The organism is Nonomuraea sp. NPDC050783 (assembly GCF_040802095.1).
Lineage (GTDB): Bacteria > Actinomycetota > Actinomycetes > Streptosporangiales > Streptosporangiaceae > Nonomuraea.
The window spans coordinates 104,049-121,177 of the sequence record NZ_JBFAHK010000012.1 but is presented as its reverse complement, the minus strand read 5'-3'; the positions used below and the strand labels follow the sequence as shown (position 1 = coordinate 121,177).

The following is a 17,129-nucleotide window of genomic DNA, read 5'->3' as shown; positions in this document are numbered from 1 at the left end:
GAACCCGACGAGCAGGGAGCAACGCGATGGGATCCGTCGTCGCCAGCATGTCCATGTCCCTCGACGGCTTCGTCGCGGGGCCGGACGACGAGGTGGACCACGTGTTCGCCTGGCACGACGCCGGACGCCCCGGGGCCGGTGCCGGGGCCCGGGCGGACGGCGCCGAGGTGTTCCCGCCCGGCTCGCTGGGCTCGCTGGTCTGCGGTCGCCGGCTGTTCGAGCTGACCAACGCGTGGGGCGGCAGGCACCCGATGGGCGTGCCCGTCGTCGTCGTGACCCACCGGGTGCCGGACGGCTGGCCGCGTGCGGGCACGCCGTTCACCTTCGTCACCGACGGCGTGGCCGGCGCGGTGCGGCGGGCCAGGGAGCTGGCCGGCGACCGCGACGTCGCCCTCGCCACCCCCAGCATCACGCGGCAGTGCCTCGCCCTCGGCCTGGTCGACCTGATCGCGGTGGACCTGGTGCCGGTGCTGCTGGGGGAGGGCGTGCCGTTCTTCGCCGGGCTCGCCAAGGCGCCGCTCCTGCTGGGCACCCCGGCGGTCGTCGCGGGCGAGGGCGTCACGCACCTGCGCTACCCGGTCGGCCGCTGACGCGGTAACGACGCGAAAGGAAACAACATGTCCGACATATCCGTACACGCTGATCGTATGCCCGGCCCCCTGGAGGTCTCCGCGGACAACCCCCGCTACTTCACCGTACGGTCGAGCGGCCGGGCGGTGTACCTCACGGGCTCGCACATCTGGAACAACTTCCACGACGGCATGGGGCCCGGGGCGACGGCGCCGGCGTCGCCCGAGAAGCTGGACTACGACTCCTACCTGGACTTCCTCGCCGCACGCGGGCACAACTTCGTCCGGCTGTGGCGCTGGGAGCATGTCGTGTCGCAGGCCGCGGGCGGCGCCTATCACCTGAACATGAGCCCGCAGCCCTGGCTGCGCACAGGGGAGGGAACGGCCAGGGACGGCGAACCGAGGTTCGACCTGTCCCGGTTCGACCCGGCCTACTTCCGGCGGCTGCGCGAGCGGGTCGTGGCGGCCGGCGAGCGCGGCATGTACGTGGCCGTGATGCTGTTCGAGGGCTGGGCGCTGCACCTCAGCCCGGCGCCGGACAACGTCGAGGGCCACCCGTTCCACGCCGCCAACAACGTCAACGGCATCGGGATCACCTCGATCCTCGACCACCAGGTCCTGCCGCTCGACCCCGAGGTGCGGGCGCTGCAGGAGGCGTACCTCCGGCAGGTCGTGGACACCGTTCACGACCTGCCCAATGTCCTGTACGAGGTCGCCAACGAGTCGTCCGGAGGCGGCACGGCGGGCGAGGAGATGGCCGAAGCGCTCGGCGTGCCGCCCGACACCGGGTGGGGCGACTCGACCGACTGGCAGTACTGGGTGATCGAGTTCGTCCGGCAGTACGAGCGGCGGCGCCACTACGACCCGCGCCCGATCGGGATGACCATGCAGTTCCCGGTGGCCGACCAGACCCTGGTCAACGCGCCCCTGTTCGACGGGCCCGCCGACTGGATCTCGCCTGGCTACGACGACGAGATCTTCCGCGAGGGCGGCCACCCCGCGGCCCCCGGCGGCCCGCCGTCGCGATGGCTGGCCGACCCGCCGGCCGCCGACGGCCGGAAGGTCCTGATCAGCGACACCGACCACTTCGCCCCCGGCCAGGGCGACGCGCTCTGGGTGTGGAAGGCGTTCCTGCGCGGCCACAACCCGATCCTGATGGACTTCGGCCTCATCGACGGCATCCCGCCGGAGCCGGACGCCTTCGAGCCGGCCCGCCGGGCGATGGGCGACACCAGGCGCTTCGCCGAGAGGATCGACCTCGTCCGCATGCTCCCCCGTGGCGACCTCAGCTCCACCGGCTACGCGCTGGCCGATCCCGGCGTGGAGTACCTCGTCCTGCAACCGGGCGAGGCCGACAAGCCGTTCACCGCCGAGCTGCCGGCCGGCGGCTACGCGGCCCACTGGTACGCCGTCGACGAGCGGGCCTCCCTGCCCGGCGGCCAGGTGACGGTGCCGGGTGACGGCCCGGTCGAGTTCACCGTCCCGTCCGCGATCGGCGGCCCGGCCGTCCTGCACCTGGTGTCCGCCGACCGCCGGGCCCACGCTCAGAGGTAGCCGTAGAGCCGCCGGAGGCCCCGGCTCAGCATCGCGCCGGTGATCGACTCGTGGCTCTCCTCGGGGAACATGTGCGCCTCCACGGAGAAGCCCTCGTCCCTCCACCCGCTCAGGATCTCCGCCAGCGCGAAGAAGTCGCCCTGCACGTCGGCGCCGGCCATCGCGGGCGGCAGCAGCGGAAGCACCGAGCGGAACTGCCGCTCGAACCTGGCCCGGTGCTCCAGCTCGCCGACGCACAGGTACACCCGCGCGCGGGGCGCGGGGGAGCCGGCGACCGCCGCGCGGGCCCGGGCCAGCGTCTCGCGCTCGTTCCACCACAGCGAGGGGCTGCCCACCAGGTAGCGCCGGAAGGCGGCGGGCCGGGTGAGCAGCGCGTGCACCGCGAGCAGCCCGCCGAACGACTGCCCGACCAGGGCCGCGTCGTCGGGATCGACGGGGAACGCCGCGGCCAGCGCCGGCTTCAGCTCCTCGTCGAGGAAGGCGAGGTAGGCGTCGGCGCCGCCGGTGACGACCGGCACGGGTGCCCCCGCCATCGCCGGCACGGCCCGCTCGTACGCCGGCCACACGCTCGGGGTGAGGTCACGGACGCGGCGCACCCCGAAGGACGGGACCGCGTCCAGCGGGTAGCCGACGCTGACCGCGTACAGGGGCGGCAGGTCGAGCCCGACGGCGGCGCAACGGACCAGGCTCTGCAACGCGCCGCCGCCGAGCTCGGCGTCGGCGGCGATCACCACGGGCACCCGGTCGCCGCCCGCCGGATCGGCGTTGGACGTCACGCATACGCGGAAGACGTCATCGAGGTGATCCGGCCGCACGAACCAGACCTCGCTCCCGCTCAGCAGGTCGTCGTGACGCTTGTCGAGGATCTTCACGGTCAGGCTCCCTCGGGGATCGGCTCCCGCGCCTCGGGGTCGCGGGCGAGCACCGAACGCCCGCCGTCCACGGGCACGGTGGCGCCGGTGATGAAGCCGGCGCCGTCGGAGAGCAGGTAGGCGACCGCGGCCGCGACCTCCTGGGACCGCGCCACCCGGCCCAGCGGGTGCAGCCGCGCCATCTCCCGCTCGACGCGGGCGGCGGCCGCGGGCTCCTGGGAGCCGAGGAAGCGCGCGTAGCGCTCGGTGGCCACCGAGCCCGGGGCCACGGCGTTGACGCGGATGCCGTGCGGCCCGTACTCGACGGCGAGCGCCCGGGTCAGCCCCTCGACGGCGGCCTTGGCCGTCACGTACGGCAGGCAGCCGGGGACCGCCCGGCGTGCCTGGTGCGAGGAGAGGTTGACGATCGCGCCCGGCGTCCCCGCCGCGAGAAAGCGGCGCACGGCGACGGCGCACCCGACGACGGCGGCGCCGAGGTTGGCCGTGATGAGGTCCAGCACGTGCCCGGTCGTGGCGGTGTGGACGGAGGCGTCCTGGAACGTGGCGGCGTTGTTGACCCAGCCGGCCAGGGGGCCCGCGGCCTGCGCGAGATCGGCGGCGCGCGCCGCCACGGCCTCGTCGGCGGCGTCCCCGGTCACGCCGGTCAGGCGGGCGCGGGCGGGATGGCCGTCCATCCAGGCCAGCTCCGCGGGGTCGCGCTCGATGGCGACGACCACGGCGCCGGCGTCGCCGACGAGGTGCTCGACCACCGCCCTGCCGATGCCCCGGCCCCCTCCTGTCACCACGTACGAACGGCTCATGCTCGTCCTCTCCTCCCGTCGCCGCGCTCCTGTCGTCTCCTCATGAGACGGGGCCGCCGATGGACTTGTCAAATGCTTTTATCGAAGCACTTCGACAGGCCGCGACCGCTTGGTACGATTCCCGCCGACGGCAAGACCGCGCTTCCGACCGCTCCGACGCTTCCGACAAGGAGGGGCATGACGCCACGGGCCACCATCTACGACGTCGCCACCGCGGCGGGCGTCAGCATCTCCACCGTGTCGCTGGCCCTCAACTCCCCGGCCCGCGTCAGCCAGGCGACCAGGCGCAAGGTGCTGGAGGCCGCGGACGCGCTCGGCTTCGTCCCCAAGCAGGACGCGGTCGCCAAGGCCCGGCGCGGCGTGGGGCGCGTCGGCGTCATCGCGCCGTTCACGTCGTACCCCTCGGTCGCCCGGCGCCTGAACGGCATCCTGGGAGCCGTCGGCTCCCGCCCCCTGGAAGTCGTCCTGTTCGACCAGGAGTCGGCCGCGCAGAGCTCCTCGCCGCTGCTGGCCAGCCTGCCCATCACCGGACGGCTGGACGGGCTCGTGGTCGTCAGCGTCTCCCTGGAGGAGGCGGTGGCCGACCGTCTGACAGGCATGCGCCTGCCGACGGTGCTGATCGATGTCCGCCATCCCCGCTTCGACTCCGTGCACACCGACGACGCCACCGGCGGCCGGCTCGCCGCCGAGCACCTGATCGGCCGGGGCCACCGCGCGTTCGGCTTCCTCGGCGAGGCCCAGAGGTCCGGCGCGTACGTCTCGCCGTCACAGCAGCGGCTCGCGGGCTACCGGGCGGCCCTGGCCGAGGCCGGCCACGCCCTCCCCGAGGGCAGGGTGCTGCTGACCGCACACGGGCTCGCGCCCGCCCGCGCCGCCGCGAGGCGGCTGCTGTCGGCGCCCGGCCGTCCTTCCGCCGTCCTCGCCGCCGACGACACGCTCGCGGCGGGAGCCCTGCGGGCCGCGCACGACCTCGGCCTCGCCGTACCCGGCGACCTGGCGGTGGTCGGCTTCGACGACGGCGAGCTGGCCGAGGCCCTGGACCTCACCACCGTGCGCCAGCCCCTGGAGGAGTCGGGCCGCGCCGCGATGGAGCTGCTCATGCAGCGGCTCGACCGCCCCGGTACCGCCCGCGAAGTGGCACTGCGACTGGAGCTGATCCCCCGCGGCACGACCTGACCCCAGGCGCCCGCTCGCCACCGGCCATCTCCTCGGGCACCGGCTCCTCGGTCGCCGGCGAGTCAGCCGAGCGAGCGGATGTGCGCCTCGACGCCGTCCAGCGCGCGTTCCAGGCCGAAGGCGAAGTGCCGGTCGGCAGCGTGCGGGTCCTCGCCGAAAGCGCCCTCGTCGAGCGCGGCGCGCACCCCGGGCAGGCGGCCCTCGCCGGTGACCCGCCGCAGGAACGGCTCGTACGCGCTCCAGCGCCGCCGGCTCCCGGGGTCGGTGTCGAGCATGATCGCCGCGGTGATGCTCACGTGGCTCCACACGTGCCCGCTGATCAGGAGCTGGGTGGCGAGCTTGGCGCTGGCGGGCAGGCCGGTGTCCTGGAGGATCCGCAGGAACTGGTCGAGCCAGGCGAGCTGGTTGGGGGTGGCGGGCGGCCCCTTGGGCGCCAGCAGGCGAACCGTCCAGGGGTGGGCCAGGATCGCCGCGCGCATCGAGGTGGCCCACGACTCCAGGCCGCGCCGCCAGCCGAGGCCCTCGGGCAGCGGTGGCGGCGGGCCGAGCGCGGTGTCGAGCATCAGCGCGAGCAGCTCGTCCTTGGTGGCCAGGTAGCGGTAGAGCGCCATGGTCGAGCTGCCCAGCTCGGCGCCCACGCGGCTCATCGAGACCGCGTCGAGGCCCTCCTCGTCGGCGACCTTCACGGCCGCCGAGACGATGCCCTGGAGGGTCAGCCCGCGCTTCGGCCCCTTGTGGGGACGCTCGCGCAGGCCCCAGGCCGCCTCGATGCTCGCGGGGAACGCCTCGTCGCTCTCGCTGTCCATGCCGGCAGTCTATCGTGTATGGTCTACGCAGTACCGCGTATGCCATACGCAGAAGAGGGGACGGCCGGATCGGGGCCGGCCGCCCCGCTCGCGACATGAAGGTCATGCCCGAGGCACCGACACCAGGAGAGCGGGAACAGGAATGATCACGATCCAGCGCGCCGACCGGCTCGGCGAGGCCCACCGGCGTGCGATCACCGAGGTGCTGACGCGGGGCTTCGCCGAGGACTTCACCTTCTTCTCCGACGACCCCGGCAAGCTGGCCGACGCGTTCGCGCACATGGTCATCATGGACCGGTTCCACGTCGCTCTCGTCGATCGCGAGCCGGCCGGGCTGGCCTCGCTCACCACCGGCCAGGAGGAGTGCTTCGCCCCGCGCTGGTCGCAGCTGCGGCGCCACCTCGGCGCCGTCCACGGCACGATCAGCCACCTCGTGGTGCGCTCCCAGTTCCTCGGCCCGCTGCCCGAGGCGCGGGAGGGCTTGGCCGAGATCGGGTTCGTCGCCACCGCCCCGGCGTACCGGAGCCGGGGCGTGGCGACGGCCCTGCTGCGCCACCTGCTCGAACTCCCGGAGTACGACGAGTACGTGCTGCGCGAGGTCAAGGACAACAACGTCCCCGCGCTCGCCCTCTACCGCAAGCTCGGGTTCACCGAGTACCGGCGGCGTCCCGTCCGGTTCGCCCGCCGGGCCGGCTTCTCCGCGTACGTCTCGTTGCGGCTGACCCAGAAGCAGTAGGCCCGCCACGCGCACCGGTCCGCCATTTCGCTCGTGAGCAGCGGACTATGGTGATCGAATGGGAAAAATGGCGATCCGGGCGGCGAGGGTGTTCGACGGCGGGCGGATGCTCGACGGCCCCGCGGTGGTGCTGGTGGACGGGCCCCTCATCCTCGACGTGTTACCGGGCTCGACGGTGCCCGAGGGATGGCCGGTGCGCGAGCTGGCCGACGGCACGTTGTCGCCCGGCCTGATCGACGCCCACGTCCACCTGTGCGCCGACAGCGGCCCCGGCGCGCTCGACCGGCTCGCCCGCCAGTCCGAGGAGCAGGTGAACGACGCCATCGAGGCGGCCCTGGCCGTCCACCTGGCTGCCGGCGTGACCACCGTGCGGGACCTGGGCGACCAGCGTGACGCGGTGCTCGCCTGGCGAGCCGGTGCCGGAGCCGGAGCCGGTTCAGGGGCGGGGGCGGAGGCGGGGGCGGACCTGCCCACCGTGGTGGCCTCCGGCACGCCGATCACCAGCGTGGGCGGGCACTGCTGGTCGATGGGCGGCGAGGTGCGGGGCGAGAGCGAGATCCGGGAGGCGGTTCGCCGGCGGGCCGAGCGCGGCGCCGACGTGGTGAAGATCATGGCCAGCGGCGGCGTGCTGACCCCCGGCACCGACACCTTCAGCCCCCAGTTCACCGCCGGCGAGCTGAAGGCCGCGGCGGAGGAGGCCCACGCGCTCGGCCTGCCGATCACCGCGCACGCCCACGCGCTCACCGCGGTCCGGCAGGCGTTGCAGGCGGGCCTCGACGGGATCGAGCACTGCACCTGCCTGACGCCCGACGGCATCCGCATCGACGACGACCTGCTCGCCGCGCTCGCCGGGGCGGGGACGGCGGTCTGCGCGACGCTGGGCTCCGATCCCGGCGTGTTCGTGCCGCCGGAGGTCAGGGCGATGGCCGAGCGCGCCGGCATCACCGAGGCGATCCTCCAGCAGGGCGTGGCCCGCCTGCACCGGGGCGGCGTCCGCGTGGTGGCCGGCTCCGACGGGGGGATCGGCCCGGCCAAGCCACACGGGCTGCTGCCCGCCACCCTCGCCGAGTACGTCACCTCCGGCCTGTCGGCGACGGCCGCGCTGACCGCCGCCACGTCCGTCGCCGCCGACGTCTGCGGCCTGGGCGAGCGCAAGGGCCGCATCCGGCCCGGCTACGACGCCGACCTGCTCGAGGTGGAGGGCGACCCGACCCGCGACATCACCACCCTCGCCCGCCCCCGCGCCGTCCACCTCGCCGGCCGCCTGGTGACCGGCTGAGCCGCGTTCCCCGTAACGGAGCACCGCGCCCACCCCTGGTCGACCTGTTGTCACCTGACCGGTGAACCGGCCGAATGTCCGGTGAATGCCCTGCCGGCTGCCTGGCCCGGGAAATTCCCGGACCTTAGCGTGAACGGCACACGGACGACGACAACGACGACAGGAAGTGAAAGAAATGAAGCGGAACGTCACCGGGAAAATCGCCGTCACCGCCGTCGGCGGCCTCGCGGCTCTCCTGCTCTCCGTCAGCCCCGCGCAGGCCAAGGAGACGGCAGGTCACTGGTACGGCCCCTATTCCACCAAGGGAATCTGCGAGTACTGGAGGAACGGCGTCCAGGCCGGTGGGACGCAGACCCACCCCTGCTTCGACGACCAGGGCTGGTATTTCTGGGCAGCGGCCTGAGCACTCGGCACCTCCGACCGCGTGCCCGTCCCCGGCCTACGTGATCCGGCCTCATCCGCCGCTCCGCAAGGCCACCGGCTCCACCTGGCGGGACTCGCACCGAGCCGGAGATTCAGTCCATCGGCTCGGTCGGGTCTTCTTCGACGTCGTCCTCGGCGCCGTTCCACGGGTCGTCCTGCGGCTCGTCGGGCCCGTGATCGGCGGTGTCCTCGGAGGGAGGCGGCGCGCTCGCGTCGAGTTCCTGGACGACCTCGTTGAACCGGGCGTCCGGGGCGAGGTCGTGGTACTTGGCGACGATCGCTTCGGGGCTGGTGAGGTCGAGGGCCTGGCTCAGCTCGGCGCCGCTCTTTCCCCGCACGGCGGCGGACAGCGCGGTCAGATCGTCGGGGTCGATGCCCTTGGCCTCGCCGGTTCCGATGCGTTTCCGGTCGTAGGGCAGGATGGCCTGAGGAGCGAGCGGGGCCCATCCGCCGTCCGCGTCGCGGGCGAGCGGGATGATGTACGTGTGACCGACCTCGACCCGGGGCGCGTCTCCGACGACGAACTCGGCTCGCTGTTCACCGTGGAAGGCCCACCCGGCCACACCGAGGCTGAGGTGCGTGGGTGGAGTCGGCACCCAGGGGCCCGAAGTCGACCACAGTGTCTCGGTGACGCTCAGCTGGGCGGTACGCGGAATGTAACCTTCTCCGGCGGCGATCTCCTCGTCCGACGCGGTTCCCTCACGGTCGGAAACCACGTTGGCGACCACGATGACGTCGGCGTACCCCACCCAGTCACGTGCCGTGCGGAACGGAAGCCGTTCCAGCCCCTCTCCGACCACCATGCTGGGCAGTCTGTCGTCGTCGTCCACGGCGGCGGTCGCGCCCCCCGAGTTGGCCCCCGAGTTCGTGCTGCCCGTCGCGGCGTACGCGGCGCCGCCCAATCCGGCCAGTGCCGCGAGCGCGAGCACGCCGGCGACGGCTTTCGTTCTTGCTCTCATCGACGGTCCCCCGCTCAGTACGTCTTGTTGATCATCTTGACGTTGTGCGCACCGAGGTACGCCCCCGCCGTGAAGGGGTACCTCATGCACGCCAGGCGGTAGTCATCGATCTTCACCCGGGGGGAGGCGTTGGAGCCGTGGGTGAGGCCGACCGCGTGGCCGGTCTCGTGGCAGACCAGGGTCTTGGACGGCCAGGCGGTATGGAAGCGGACGTAGTGCTGGTCGCACCTGGTGTCGTTGACGGCGTCGTTGCACCAGGTCAGAGCCTGCAGGCCCGGGAGCTCCTTCTTCGGGTCCTTGGCCTTCTGGTAGATGACGTCCGTCTCCTTGCTGCCCGCGTAGACGGGTTTCCTGACGAACTTGACCGTCAGGTCGGTTCCTTCGTGAAACTCGGTTTTCAACACCGCGGCGATGTTCTGGCGGCCCTGCTTGATGCTGATGGAGTCCTGCCGCCAGACCGTGAGCGTGCTGTTGTCGGTCTGGCAGAACTTCGCGTTGATGCTGAATTTCTGATCCCTGCACACCCAGGACGTGTGCTCGGTGGGATACATGTTGTCGAAGTCGGCGGCCTGCGTGGAGGCGCTGCCCGGGCTCGTGACCCCGAGGGCCGCCGCGAACACCGCCCCCGTTATCATCGCTCGCCGAGCGTTTCCGTTGGTCATGCCAGAAATGATGGCTCACGGGCGGATGAGCCAAATCTGTCATCCGACTGGTCTTGTCATCCCCGTCAACCCATCGGGAAAGGCATTTCCTCGCCGGAAGCGTCCTGCCCAGGGCCAGGCGGCGACGCCACCACTATTTCCAAGGGCAGCTCTTGGACCCGCCCCCGCCGTCGGCCGGTTGGCCTGAGGACTTACAGATCGTGTTTCCGGCGCCTGGCGTGTACGACACCAATTGCTGGGTGTATCCCCATCGGACCTCCGCGCCCTGGGGAACGACGACGGACTGCCCGTACTCGGCGGCTCCGGTGTCGGACTGGGCGCTGCCGTCCGGCTCGTAGGACATGGCGTAACGGCCCGGGTCGGGATGTGTGACGTTCACGTAGGTGCAGCTTCCGGGAATGGTGATGCTGAACACGGCGACGGGCCCGGCCGACACCCCGAGGTTGTATCCCGAGCCGCAGTTCTCGTAGCTTCCGCCGGGAACGTTCTCGTCGTTCCAGAGGAAGACACTCGAATAACCCGATCCCGGATAGCTGGACATGTACATCGACTGGATCTGGGACGTCCAGGAGTCTATCGGCTCCACGTAGCCGCGCCGCTTGGTCGCGTAGTAGTTGTAGTTGCCGTTGCCGTCGTTCTTGACCACCCACCGCTCCCAGGTGGCGTTCATGAGGGTCTTGTCCTCGACCTCCAGCCGGAAATTCCCGGAGGCGGTCCTGAGGGGATAGGGTTCCGCTGCCACGGAGACGTCCCCTTCCGCAAGGAGTTCCCGCTCGTCGGCGGGTACGTAAGGCGAGTCCTCGACGTATGCCTCGTAACCGTCCTTGTATGCCTTGATGTCGATCTTCTTGATCTCGACGTCGTGAGGAGCGTACATCCGGAGGCCCGGGCCCAGTTCGAGCAGGTCGACCTCTGAGGGTGCGTAGGTCTTCCCCGTCGCGGCCGCGGTTTCGCTGATGAACTTGCCGCGCCTCGACTGGCGGCTGTCCACCTCGGCCTGGGAGAGGCCGCGAACGCGCGCCTTGCGGTCCTTCTCCCGCGAGGCCCGGACCATCGTCTTGATCTGGCTGCTGTCGAAGCTGATCTCCCCGAGGAGCGGCCCCTTGCCCCCCTGCGGGCCGGCCAGCGCCCGCGCGGTCGCGGCAGGCGCCCCGGCTCCCGCCCCGACCGTGGCCGCGCCCAGGAAGAGAGCCGCCAATAATGTTCGAGTCCTGCGCATGCGAACAATCCTTTCATCGGGTTATCGCCGTGGAATTACGGCAAGACCTTCGGTGGAACGACGGAGCGGGGCGAAGAGGCGCGAGGTATTTCCGTGGCTACTTCAGCCACGTCGCTTCGGACAACTCCGTCGTGAAATCCGCGACGCGCCAGGAAGTCGCGTCCTGCGGCCCCGCGGCGTACAGATTGACAACCACGCGGGCGTCCTTCAGCTCCCTCGTGAAGCTGACGTCGCTGTTGGGCCGGCCGCACTGGTCCGGTTTTTCCGGCTCCTCCATGCACACGTCGACGAGGGAGTTCCCGCCTGCTGTGGCGGCGGATTGAAAGTGAATCTGGCGGACGGTGACGCGCCCGCCTCCTCGCAGGTCCTTCACGACCGACTCGGCTGAGGTGATCCTGTATCCGGGAGGCAGCGTGCGCGGCAGCGCGAACGGGACGCCTGGATTCCTTTGAAGCTCCTCGGCCAGGCCGGCCCTGCTCAGATGGTCGGTGGGGTCTTCGCCGCTACACCCTGAAACCCAGAGGGCCGCGGCCAGACATGAATAACCGATCGACCGGCCGAAGGCGACCCCGATCCCCCGGAAACGTATTCGCTCCTGCTCCTTCCCCCTGCCCCGCATGGCCTCCCGATCTCACTGCGTATGTGAGGCCCAGGACCCCGTCCGCATTCTCGCGTGTCACCCCGACCTCCGCCGCCGGCCCGATGATCTGAGCCGGACGAGAAAAAGATAATCCGCCGCCGATTTCCGCGCAAGACGTGTTAAAAGAAAGCGTTTAAAGGAGCATACGGAGGGAGGTGTTCACCGTGTCCTCTTTCGCGTGGGCCGCCTAAATCGAGGATTGAAGTTTCTCCTTCGCGTTAGGGCCCATTCGGCGGCATGATTCAGGTCCTCCGGAACCAGGACCCGGGACCGGCCGACCTGACAGCCGCTGTGACCGGCCTCGCAAGGGTGCATGGCGTCCGTCGTACGGGCCTCTCCGCGCGGCGAGGTGGCCGCATCCGGACAGCGTCCAGCGGCAGGGCGTGGCCACCTTCTACAACGTCATGAAGGCGGCAGGCACGCTCGGCAAGCGCGACGAGCTGTTCACCTACATCCACGAGATCGGCCACGCCCTCAACCTGGCCCACTCCTGGCAGAAGGACGAGACCGTCCCTCCGTCACCGCTGGACCCGTGCAACGGCTACGGCGACAGGTCGTTCACGAACTACCAGCAGGAGTACAGGGAGGACCCGAAGGCGACGGAGGGCGACGCGGATCTGTTCTGGTCGGTGTCCACCTGGCGGTTCACCCCCGCCCGCCCCCAGCCGGTCCGGGCTGAGCGTGCAATTGTCGAGCCGTGAGTCCTTCTCCCACGGCGAGCCGGTCACCGTCGAGATCAAACTGTCCCTGGACGGCAGCAGGCCCGCGGCCGAGGCGATGCGCGCCCAGCTCCACGCTCAGTCCCGGCAGGTGTCCTGATAGGGGAGTTCGGGGAGCTGTTCGCGCCACTCGGCCGGGGACAGCCCCCCGTCCCCGCGGCAGATCGCGGCGCCGGCGGTGTCGGCGTCCACGGTGATCTCACGCAGGGTCCCGTCGGCCGTGGAGACGACCAGGCTCGTCCGGCTGAACGCCACGGCCGGCACGGACTCGTCGTCGAAGCTGATCGGCGCGGCGACCGGCTGGTTGCCGCGCCAGTCCCAGAGCCGGATGCCCGACTCGCCGCGACCGGCGACGGTGGCCAGCAGCCGGCCCCGCGGGTAGGGGACGAGGACGTTGATCGGCGCCGGGTGCGCGTTCTGCGGCGGGGTGAGCGGCCTGCTCAGCTCCCTGTCCCAGAACGTCAGCCGCCCGTCGACGTCGCCGACCGCGGCCATGTCCTCGATGAAGAGGATCTCGCCCTGGGCGCGCGCGTCGGACGGCAACCGGCGCACCTCCCCGCCGGCCGTGTCGATCGAGACGCGGCCCCGCCCGGTCGTGTCGGCCAGCAGCCGGCGCCCGTCCGGCTCGAAGAACAGGCGCCCTGATCCCGTGCCGGCGACGGTGCGGAGCCATCTCCGGGCCCGCGCGTCCCACACCTCCAGGCCCCTGTTCTCCACGCCGTCACCCGGACGCGGGTCGAGCGGGACGAACACCACGGTTCCGCCGTCGGGGGAGAACGTGAGCCACATGATCCCGGAGGTCCCCGGCTCGTGGGCGCGGAACGCGCCGATGCCGCGACCGGTCGCGGTGTCCCACAAGGTCACCGTGGGGGAGCGGGAGTGGGACAGCGCCAGGGTGCGCCCGTCGGGGCTGAACGCGGGGACGTACTCCGTCTCCCCGAGCCCTGCTTCGAGGCGGTCGTCCACGGGGAGCGGGCCGCTCACGGGGCGGCGCGCCGCGACGTCCCAGATGCGTAGTTCAGACCTGCCCTTCCTGCGCCGGGCCGTCACCAGGAAGCGGCCGTCGGGGCTGAGCACCCGCTTGTCGGTTCCCGGCGCGAGCACCACCGGGTGCGTGTAGGGCGAGACGTCCAGGACGAGCACCGTGCCGTACTGGCCCATGACCCGCAGGAGCCGGGCGTCCGGCGTGAAGCGGGCCTCGGGCGCCACGGTCGCCACGGGAAGCGGGGAGCTCATCAGCTCGCTGCCGTCGTCCGCCCGCCACAGGGTCACCCCGCCCTCGGCCCGCGTCCCGGCCAGGAACCGGCCGTCGGGGCTGAACTCCAGATGCCCGGCCGCCGCCGGCGACGAGAACGGGACCTCCTTGCCGGAGGAGGGGTCGAACAGCCGGACGTCGTCGCCGGTGGCGAGGGCCAGGCGTTTCCCGTCCGGGCTGAACACCGCGTCCGTGACGCTCCTCCCGATCAGCCAGGGGGCCCGGAGCCGCCTGCGGCGCTGGAGGTCCCACAGCTCCGGCCCCCACGCCGAGCCCGCGGACGGCTCCGAGGACGGCGGCGCAGGCAACATCTCCTGCGGCGGCACGGCCAGGGCCAGCCTGCCGTCGGGGCTGATGGCGACCACCGGCCGGTCGAGCGCGCGGGTGCCGTCGGCGACGTTCCAGACCTCGTTCGAATCGTCGCGGATCCCGATGAGCCGGCGCCCGTCCGGGCTGAACTCCACCGGGGTGAGCCGGGGGATCCTCACCCCGAGATCCCTCAGCCCGCCGCCGCCGACGGCCCAGAACCGGGTGTCGCCCTCGTCGTAGACCGCCAGGGTGCGGCCGTCCGGGCTCCAGACCAGGCCGTACACCTCCCGCCCCCGCCACGTCGTCGTGGCGATCTCCTTCCCGGTGGCCAGGTCGAGCACGCGCAGGACCGCCGGCCCGGACGCCGCCCCGGCGGTGAGGACGGCCAGCCTGGTGCCGTCCACGCTGAGCGCGTGCACCAGGTCGGACGGGTCGCCGGACGGGCCGTGGGGGGCGGTGAAGACGTCCACCAGGGGCAGCGCCATCGAGTCGATCAGCTCGCTCCTGGCCTCGACGACCGGGGCGATCCTCCAGGCCGCGGCGCTCAGCCGGCGGGCCAGGCCCGGATCGCTCAGCCGCAGCGCGGCCGCGCGCCTGGCGGCCAGCCGGGCCGCCGCCTCCCGCAGGCGGCCGTCGGCGAGGCCGGCCTGCCGGACGGCGACGCCCGCCGCGGCCAGGGAGGCGACCAGCAGCACCACCAGAACGGCCGCGACGGCCACCCGCCGGTGGGCGGAGCGCCGGGCTCGCGCCGCGCTCGCCCCGACGAAGCCGCGTTCCAGAGGCGTGAGGTCGTCGTGGTCGCCCGCTTCGGGGAAGAGCTGGTTCACCACGGCCAGCCGGGTGCCCCGGTACAGCAGCCCGGTGTCGCGGCCGTGCGCCTGCCACGCCTGGGCCGCCTCGGTGAGCTGCCGATGGGTCCGCAGCCGCTCGCGCCCCTCGTCCACCCAGCCGCGCAGCCGCGGCCACGACTCGATCAACGCCTCGTGTGCCAGCCGCACGCTGTCCTGGTGCAGCGTGAGCAGCCGGGCCGCGGCCAGCCGCTCGACGACCAGCGCCGTGTCGGGGTCCCCGTACGGGTCCAGCTCCGCCCGCGGGGCCGGGCGGCGGGTGTCCTGGGACCGCTCGCCCGGGCTGATCAGCCGGAGCAGGATCCGCCGGGCGATCCGCGCCTGCTCCGGCGACAGCCCGGCGAACAGCTCCTCGGCGGTCCGGCTGAGAGCCCCGTGGACCCCGCCCACGCTCCGGTAGGCGTCCAGGGTCAGCATCTTGCCCTTGCGGCGCAGCCACACCTCCCGCAGCGCGTGCGACATCAGCGGCAGCCCCCCGGGCTCCTCGGCGACGTCGGCGAGGACGGCGGCCGTCAGCGCCCGCTCGACCGTCAGGCCCTCGGCCATGGCCGGCCGCACGATCGCCTCCCGCAGCTCCTCCGGCCGCATCGGCCCCACCAGCACGTTGGCCTCGCGCAGCGCCGCGACCAGCGCGTGGTGCTCGGCGCAGCGGCCGTAGAAGTCGGCGCGGACCCCGATGACCACGCGCCGCCCGCTGTCCGGCGCCCGGGCGCTGAGCAGCAGGTCGATGAAGCGGGCGCGCTCGGCCGGGTCGCGGCAGAGGGTGAAGAGCTCCTCGAACTGGTCGACCACCACCAGCAGGTCGTCCTCGCCCGGGCCGGGCCGGTCGGCCGGCAGCGCCGGGTGCTCGCCGGGGGTGAGGATCAGGTACGAGCCGGCCCCGGCCGCGAGCCCGGCGCGCAGCAGGGACGACTTCCCGCTGCCCGACGGCCCGAACACCGCGACGAACCGGTGCCGCCCCAGCAGCTCGCGTAACTCCTCCACCAGGCGCTCCCGGCCGAAGAACCGGGCGGCGTCGCCGGTGTCGTAGGAGGCCAGCCCCAGGTACGGCCCGGCCGTCGCCTCCTCCTCGGCCGCCCGCTCCCCGGCCAACGCGTCGGCGGTCCGGCGCCAGCGGCGCTCCCATTCGGCCGCGTCCCCGCCGCACGCCCGTACGAAGGCCAGGACGACGGGCAGCGACGGCAGGCGCTCGCCCGCCGCCGCCTGCGACAGCGTGGTCACCGAGTAACCGGCGCGCTCAGCCATGACCCGGTAGGTGAGGCCGCCCGCCTCCCTGCGGAGCTTGCGCAACGCGGAGGCGAAGCTCTGGACCGGCCCGGCCGCGGGGTCCACGGGGCTTTCGCGACGGCCCGCCATGACGGAGCTCCCTTCCTGGACGGCCGGTCGGGCGAGGCATTGTTCGGCTGCCTGACCAGGGACGCCGAACCATGCCGCCGCCACATGATCCTGGTGCCACGAGCCCCCGGCGAACAAGCGGTCCCGGGCCCATCCGGCCGACGGGCCGCCGCCGGCGTGCCCGGCAGGGCCTACGTCAACGGCGCGACCGGCATGTGCCTGGCCATCGGGCAGGGCGCCGGGCGCAAGGGCCGGGCCGCGATCCAGTGGCCCTGCGGGATCGCTGCCGAGCAGGCGTGGCGGCGGTGAGGAGCCGTTCCCGGCGACGGCGGCCGCCCTCGCCCGGCGGCCGCTCCACCACCCGGCCTCACGAGGGGGCGCGGGCCGCCCGCCTGGCGCGGTAGGCGCTGGCCTTGGCGCGGTTCTGGCAGGACAGGTCGCAGAAGCGGCGTGAGGCGTTGCGGGTCGTGTCGAAGAACACCCGCGAGCAGTTGCCGGCCTGGCAGAGGCCGAGGCGGGCCCCCTGGCCCACGCCGACGACCATGGCGAGAGCCGTGGCCATGTCCGCGACCCATGCCCCGGCGAGCGTCGCGTCGGGCGCGTGGAAGGCGAGCACGGGCGGGTCGCCGTGCAGGTTGGGGACGGCGCGGTGGCGGATCAGCACGTCGTTGAGCCGGGCCGCGGCGGCGTGCAGCCGGCCGGCGGCGCCGAAGACGTCCCGCAGCTCCGCGGCGACCTCCGCCAGATGATCGGCGTCGGCCGGGGTGAGCCGGGACGGCGCGGCCAGGCAGGCGTCGATCGCGGCCAGGCGTTCGCCGCCGGAGGCGGGCGGGGTGACGGCCCGGCCGTGCGCGGCGGTGACGGTCAGGGCGTTGACGAGATGCGCCGCGCGCTCGACCCACCTGTCGACATAACTGTCTATTTGTGGTTGACCAGTGATGCGCCACGGATCTATCGTCACTGTCTCA

Annotated in this window: 18 protein-coding genes; 9 read left to right on the top strand and 9 right to left on the bottom strand. The window is 72.6% G+C overall.

Going from position 1 to position 17,129, the window contains the following annotated elements; all coding sequences use genetic code 11:
* The first annotated feature begins 26 nt into the window (after positions 1-26).
* Complete coding sequence (locus AB0H75_RS29225; protein WP_367801598.1) at positions 27-590, top strand: dihydrofolate reductase family protein; 564 nt, start codon at positions 27-29, stop codon at positions 588-590.
* Positions 591-647: 57 nt separating this feature from the next.
* Positions 648-2,123 carry a hypothetical protein gene (locus AB0H75_RS29220; RefSeq protein WP_367801596.1) on the top strand — a complete coding sequence of 492 codons (1,476 nt, stop codon included), beginning with the start codon at positions 648-650 and terminating at the stop codon, positions 2,121-2,123.
* Here the strand turns inward: AB0H75_RS29220 and AB0H75_RS29215 are convergent.
* Positions 2,114-2,995 carry an alpha/beta hydrolase gene (locus tag AB0H75_RS29215; RefSeq protein WP_367801594.1) on the bottom strand — a complete coding sequence of 294 codons (882 nt, stop codon included), beginning with the start codon at positions 2,993-2,995 and terminating at the stop codon, positions 2,114-2,116. The genes AB0H75_RS29220 and AB0H75_RS29215 overlap by 10 nt on opposite strands.
* 2 nt (positions 2,996-2,997) lie before the next feature.
* On the bottom strand, positions 2,998-3,795 hold the full coding sequence (locus AB0H75_RS29210) for an SDR family NAD(P)-dependent oxidoreductase (protein WP_367801592.1): 798 nt from the start codon (positions 3,793-3,795) through the stop codon (positions 2,998-3,000).
* A 177-nt stretch (positions 3,796-3,972) separates the two neighbouring features.
* Between AB0H75_RS29210 and AB0H75_RS29205 the strand changes: the two genes are divergently transcribed.
* Positions 3,973-4,971 carry a LacI family DNA-binding transcriptional regulator gene (locus AB0H75_RS29205; RefSeq protein ID WP_367801590.1) on the top strand — a complete coding sequence of 333 codons (999 nt, stop codon included), beginning with the start codon at positions 3,973-3,975 and terminating at the stop codon, positions 4,969-4,971.
* A 62-nt stretch (positions 4,972-5,033) separates the two neighbouring features.
* On the opposite strand, the gene AB0H75_RS29200 is transcribed toward AB0H75_RS29205, so the two are convergent.
* Positions 5,034-5,777, bottom strand: a complete 744-nt coding sequence (locus tag AB0H75_RS29200; protein ID WP_367801588.1) for a TetR/AcrR family transcriptional regulator — start codon at positions 5,775-5,777, stop codon at positions 5,034-5,036.
* 142 nt (positions 5,778-5,919) lie between these two features.
* Between AB0H75_RS29200 and AB0H75_RS29195 the strand changes: the two genes are divergently transcribed.
* From AB0H75_RS29195 to AB0H75_RS29185, 3 genes are all read left to right on the top strand, one after another.
* Positions 5,920-6,513 carry a GNAT family N-acetyltransferase gene (locus tag AB0H75_RS29195; protein WP_367801586.1) on the top strand — a complete coding sequence of 198 codons (594 nt, stop codon included), beginning with the start codon at positions 5,920-5,922 and terminating at the stop codon, positions 6,511-6,513.
* A 58-nt stretch (positions 6,514-6,571) separates the two neighbouring features.
* Positions 6,572-7,792 carry an amidohydrolase family protein gene (locus AB0H75_RS29190; RefSeq protein ID WP_367801584.1) on the top strand — a complete coding sequence of 407 codons (1,221 nt, stop codon included), beginning with the start codon at positions 6,572-6,574 and terminating at the stop codon, positions 7,790-7,792.
* A gap of 175 nt (positions 7,793-7,967) precedes the next feature.
* Positions 7,968-8,195, top strand: coding sequence for a hypothetical protein (locus AB0H75_RS29185; RefSeq protein ID WP_367801582.1), 228 nt, complete (start codon positions 7,968-7,970; stop codon positions 8,193-8,195).
* A 112-nt stretch (positions 8,196-8,307) separates the two neighbouring features.
* On the opposite strand, the gene AB0H75_RS29180 is transcribed toward AB0H75_RS29185, so the two are convergent.
* From AB0H75_RS29180 to AB0H75_RS29165, 4 genes are all read right to left on the bottom strand, one after another.
* Entirely contained in the window at positions 8,308-9,144 is an 837-nt protein-coding gene (locus AB0H75_RS29180) for a hypothetical protein (protein ID WP_367801580.1), read from the bottom strand.
* 44 nt (positions 9,145-9,188) lie between these two features.
* The gene (locus tag AB0H75_RS29175; protein WP_367801578.1) at positions 9,189-9,836 is read right to left on the bottom strand and encodes a hypothetical protein; all 648 of its coding nucleotides are present in this window, start codon (positions 9,834-9,836) and stop codon (positions 9,189-9,191) included.
* A gap of 133 nt (positions 9,837-9,969) precedes the next feature.
* Complete coding sequence (locus AB0H75_RS29170; RefSeq protein WP_367801576.1) at positions 9,970-11,055, bottom strand: hypothetical protein; 1,086 nt, start codon at positions 11,053-11,055, stop codon at positions 9,970-9,972.
* Between the two features lie 97 nt (positions 11,056-11,152).
* On the bottom strand, positions 11,153-11,428 hold the full coding sequence (locus AB0H75_RS29165; RefSeq protein ID WP_367801574.1) for a hypothetical protein: 276 nt from the start codon (positions 11,426-11,428) through the stop codon (positions 11,153-11,155).
* 650 nt (positions 11,429-12,078) lie between these two features.
* Here AB0H75_RS29165 and AB0H75_RS29160 point away from each other — a divergent pair.
* Both AB0H75_RS29160 and AB0H75_RS29155 read left to right on the top strand, forming a co-directional pair.
* On the top strand, positions 12,079-12,396 hold the full coding sequence (locus AB0H75_RS29160) for a hypothetical protein (RefSeq protein WP_367801572.1): 318 nt from the start codon (positions 12,079-12,081) through the stop codon (positions 12,394-12,396).
* Positions 12,383-12,514 (top strand): hypothetical protein, encoded by a 132-nt coding sequence (locus AB0H75_RS29155; protein ID WP_367801570.1) that lies wholly within the window; start codon positions 12,383-12,385, stop codon positions 12,512-12,514. Before AB0H75_RS29160 ends, AB0H75_RS29155 begins: the two co-directional genes overlap by 14 nt.
* On the opposite strand, the gene AB0H75_RS29150 is transcribed toward AB0H75_RS29155, so the two are convergent.
* Entirely contained in the window at positions 12,493-16,182 is a 3,690-nt protein-coding gene (locus AB0H75_RS29150; protein ID WP_367801568.1) for a helix-turn-helix domain-containing protein, read from the bottom strand. The two genes, AB0H75_RS29155 and AB0H75_RS29150, sit on opposite strands and share 22 nt — an antisense overlap.
* Before the next feature lie 156 nt (positions 16,183-16,338).
* Here AB0H75_RS29150 and AB0H75_RS29145 point away from each other — a divergent pair, with 156 nt between their 5' ends.
* Positions 16,339-16,470 carry an RICIN domain-containing protein gene (locus AB0H75_RS29145; protein ID WP_367801566.1) on the top strand — a complete coding sequence of 44 codons (132 nt, stop codon included), beginning with the start codon at positions 16,339-16,341 and terminating at the stop codon, positions 16,468-16,470.
* A gap of 58 nt (positions 16,471-16,528) precedes the next feature.
* Here the strand turns inward: AB0H75_RS29145 and AB0H75_RS29140 are convergent, their stop codons facing one another.
* Entirely contained in the window at positions 16,529-17,122 is a 594-nt protein-coding gene (locus AB0H75_RS29140) for a CGNR zinc finger domain-containing protein (RefSeq protein WP_367801564.1), read from the bottom strand.
* Between the last annotated feature and the right edge of the window lie 7 nt (positions 17,123-17,129).

Coding starts and splice junctions, on each gene's coding strand:
- AB0H75_RS29225 (WP_367801598.1), top strand. CDS start 27: ATGGGATCCGTCGTCGCCAGCATGTCCATGTCCCTCGACGGCTTCGTC.
- AB0H75_RS29220 (WP_367801596.1), top strand. CDS start 648: ATGCCCGGCCCCCTGGAGGTCTCCGCGGACAACCCCCGCTACTTCACC.
- AB0H75_RS29210 (WP_367801592.1), bottom strand. CDS start 3,795: ATGAGCCGTTCGTACGTGGTGACAGGAGGGGGCCGGGGCATCGGCAGG.
- AB0H75_RS29205 (WP_367801590.1), top strand. CDS start 3,973: ATGACGCCACGGGCCACCATCTACGACGTCGCCACCGCGGCGGGCGTC.
- AB0H75_RS29200 (WP_367801588.1), bottom strand. CDS start 5,777: ATGGACAGCGAGAGCGACGAGGCGTTCCCCGCGAGCATCGAGGCGGCC.
- AB0H75_RS29195 (WP_367801586.1), top strand. CDS start 5,920: ATGATCACGATCCAGCGCGCCGACCGGCTCGGCGAGGCCCACCGGCGT.
- AB0H75_RS29190 (WP_367801584.1), top strand. CDS start 6,572: ATGGGAAAAATGGCGATCCGGGCGGCGAGGGTGTTCGACGGCGGGCGG.
- AB0H75_RS29185 (WP_367801582.1), top strand. CDS start 7,968: ATGAAGCGGAACGTCACCGGGAAAATCGCCGTCACCGCCGTCGGCGGC.
- AB0H75_RS29175 (WP_367801578.1), bottom strand. CDS start 9,836: ATGACCAACGGAAACGCTCGGCGAGCGATGATAACGGGGGCGGTGTTC.
- AB0H75_RS29170 (WP_367801576.1), bottom strand. CDS start 11,055: ATGCGCAGGACTCGAACATTATTGGCGGCTCTCTTCCTGGGCGCGGCC.
- AB0H75_RS29150 (WP_367801568.1), bottom strand. CDS start 16,182: ATGGCGGGCCGTCGCGAAAGCCCCGTGGACCCCGCGGCCGGGCCGGTC.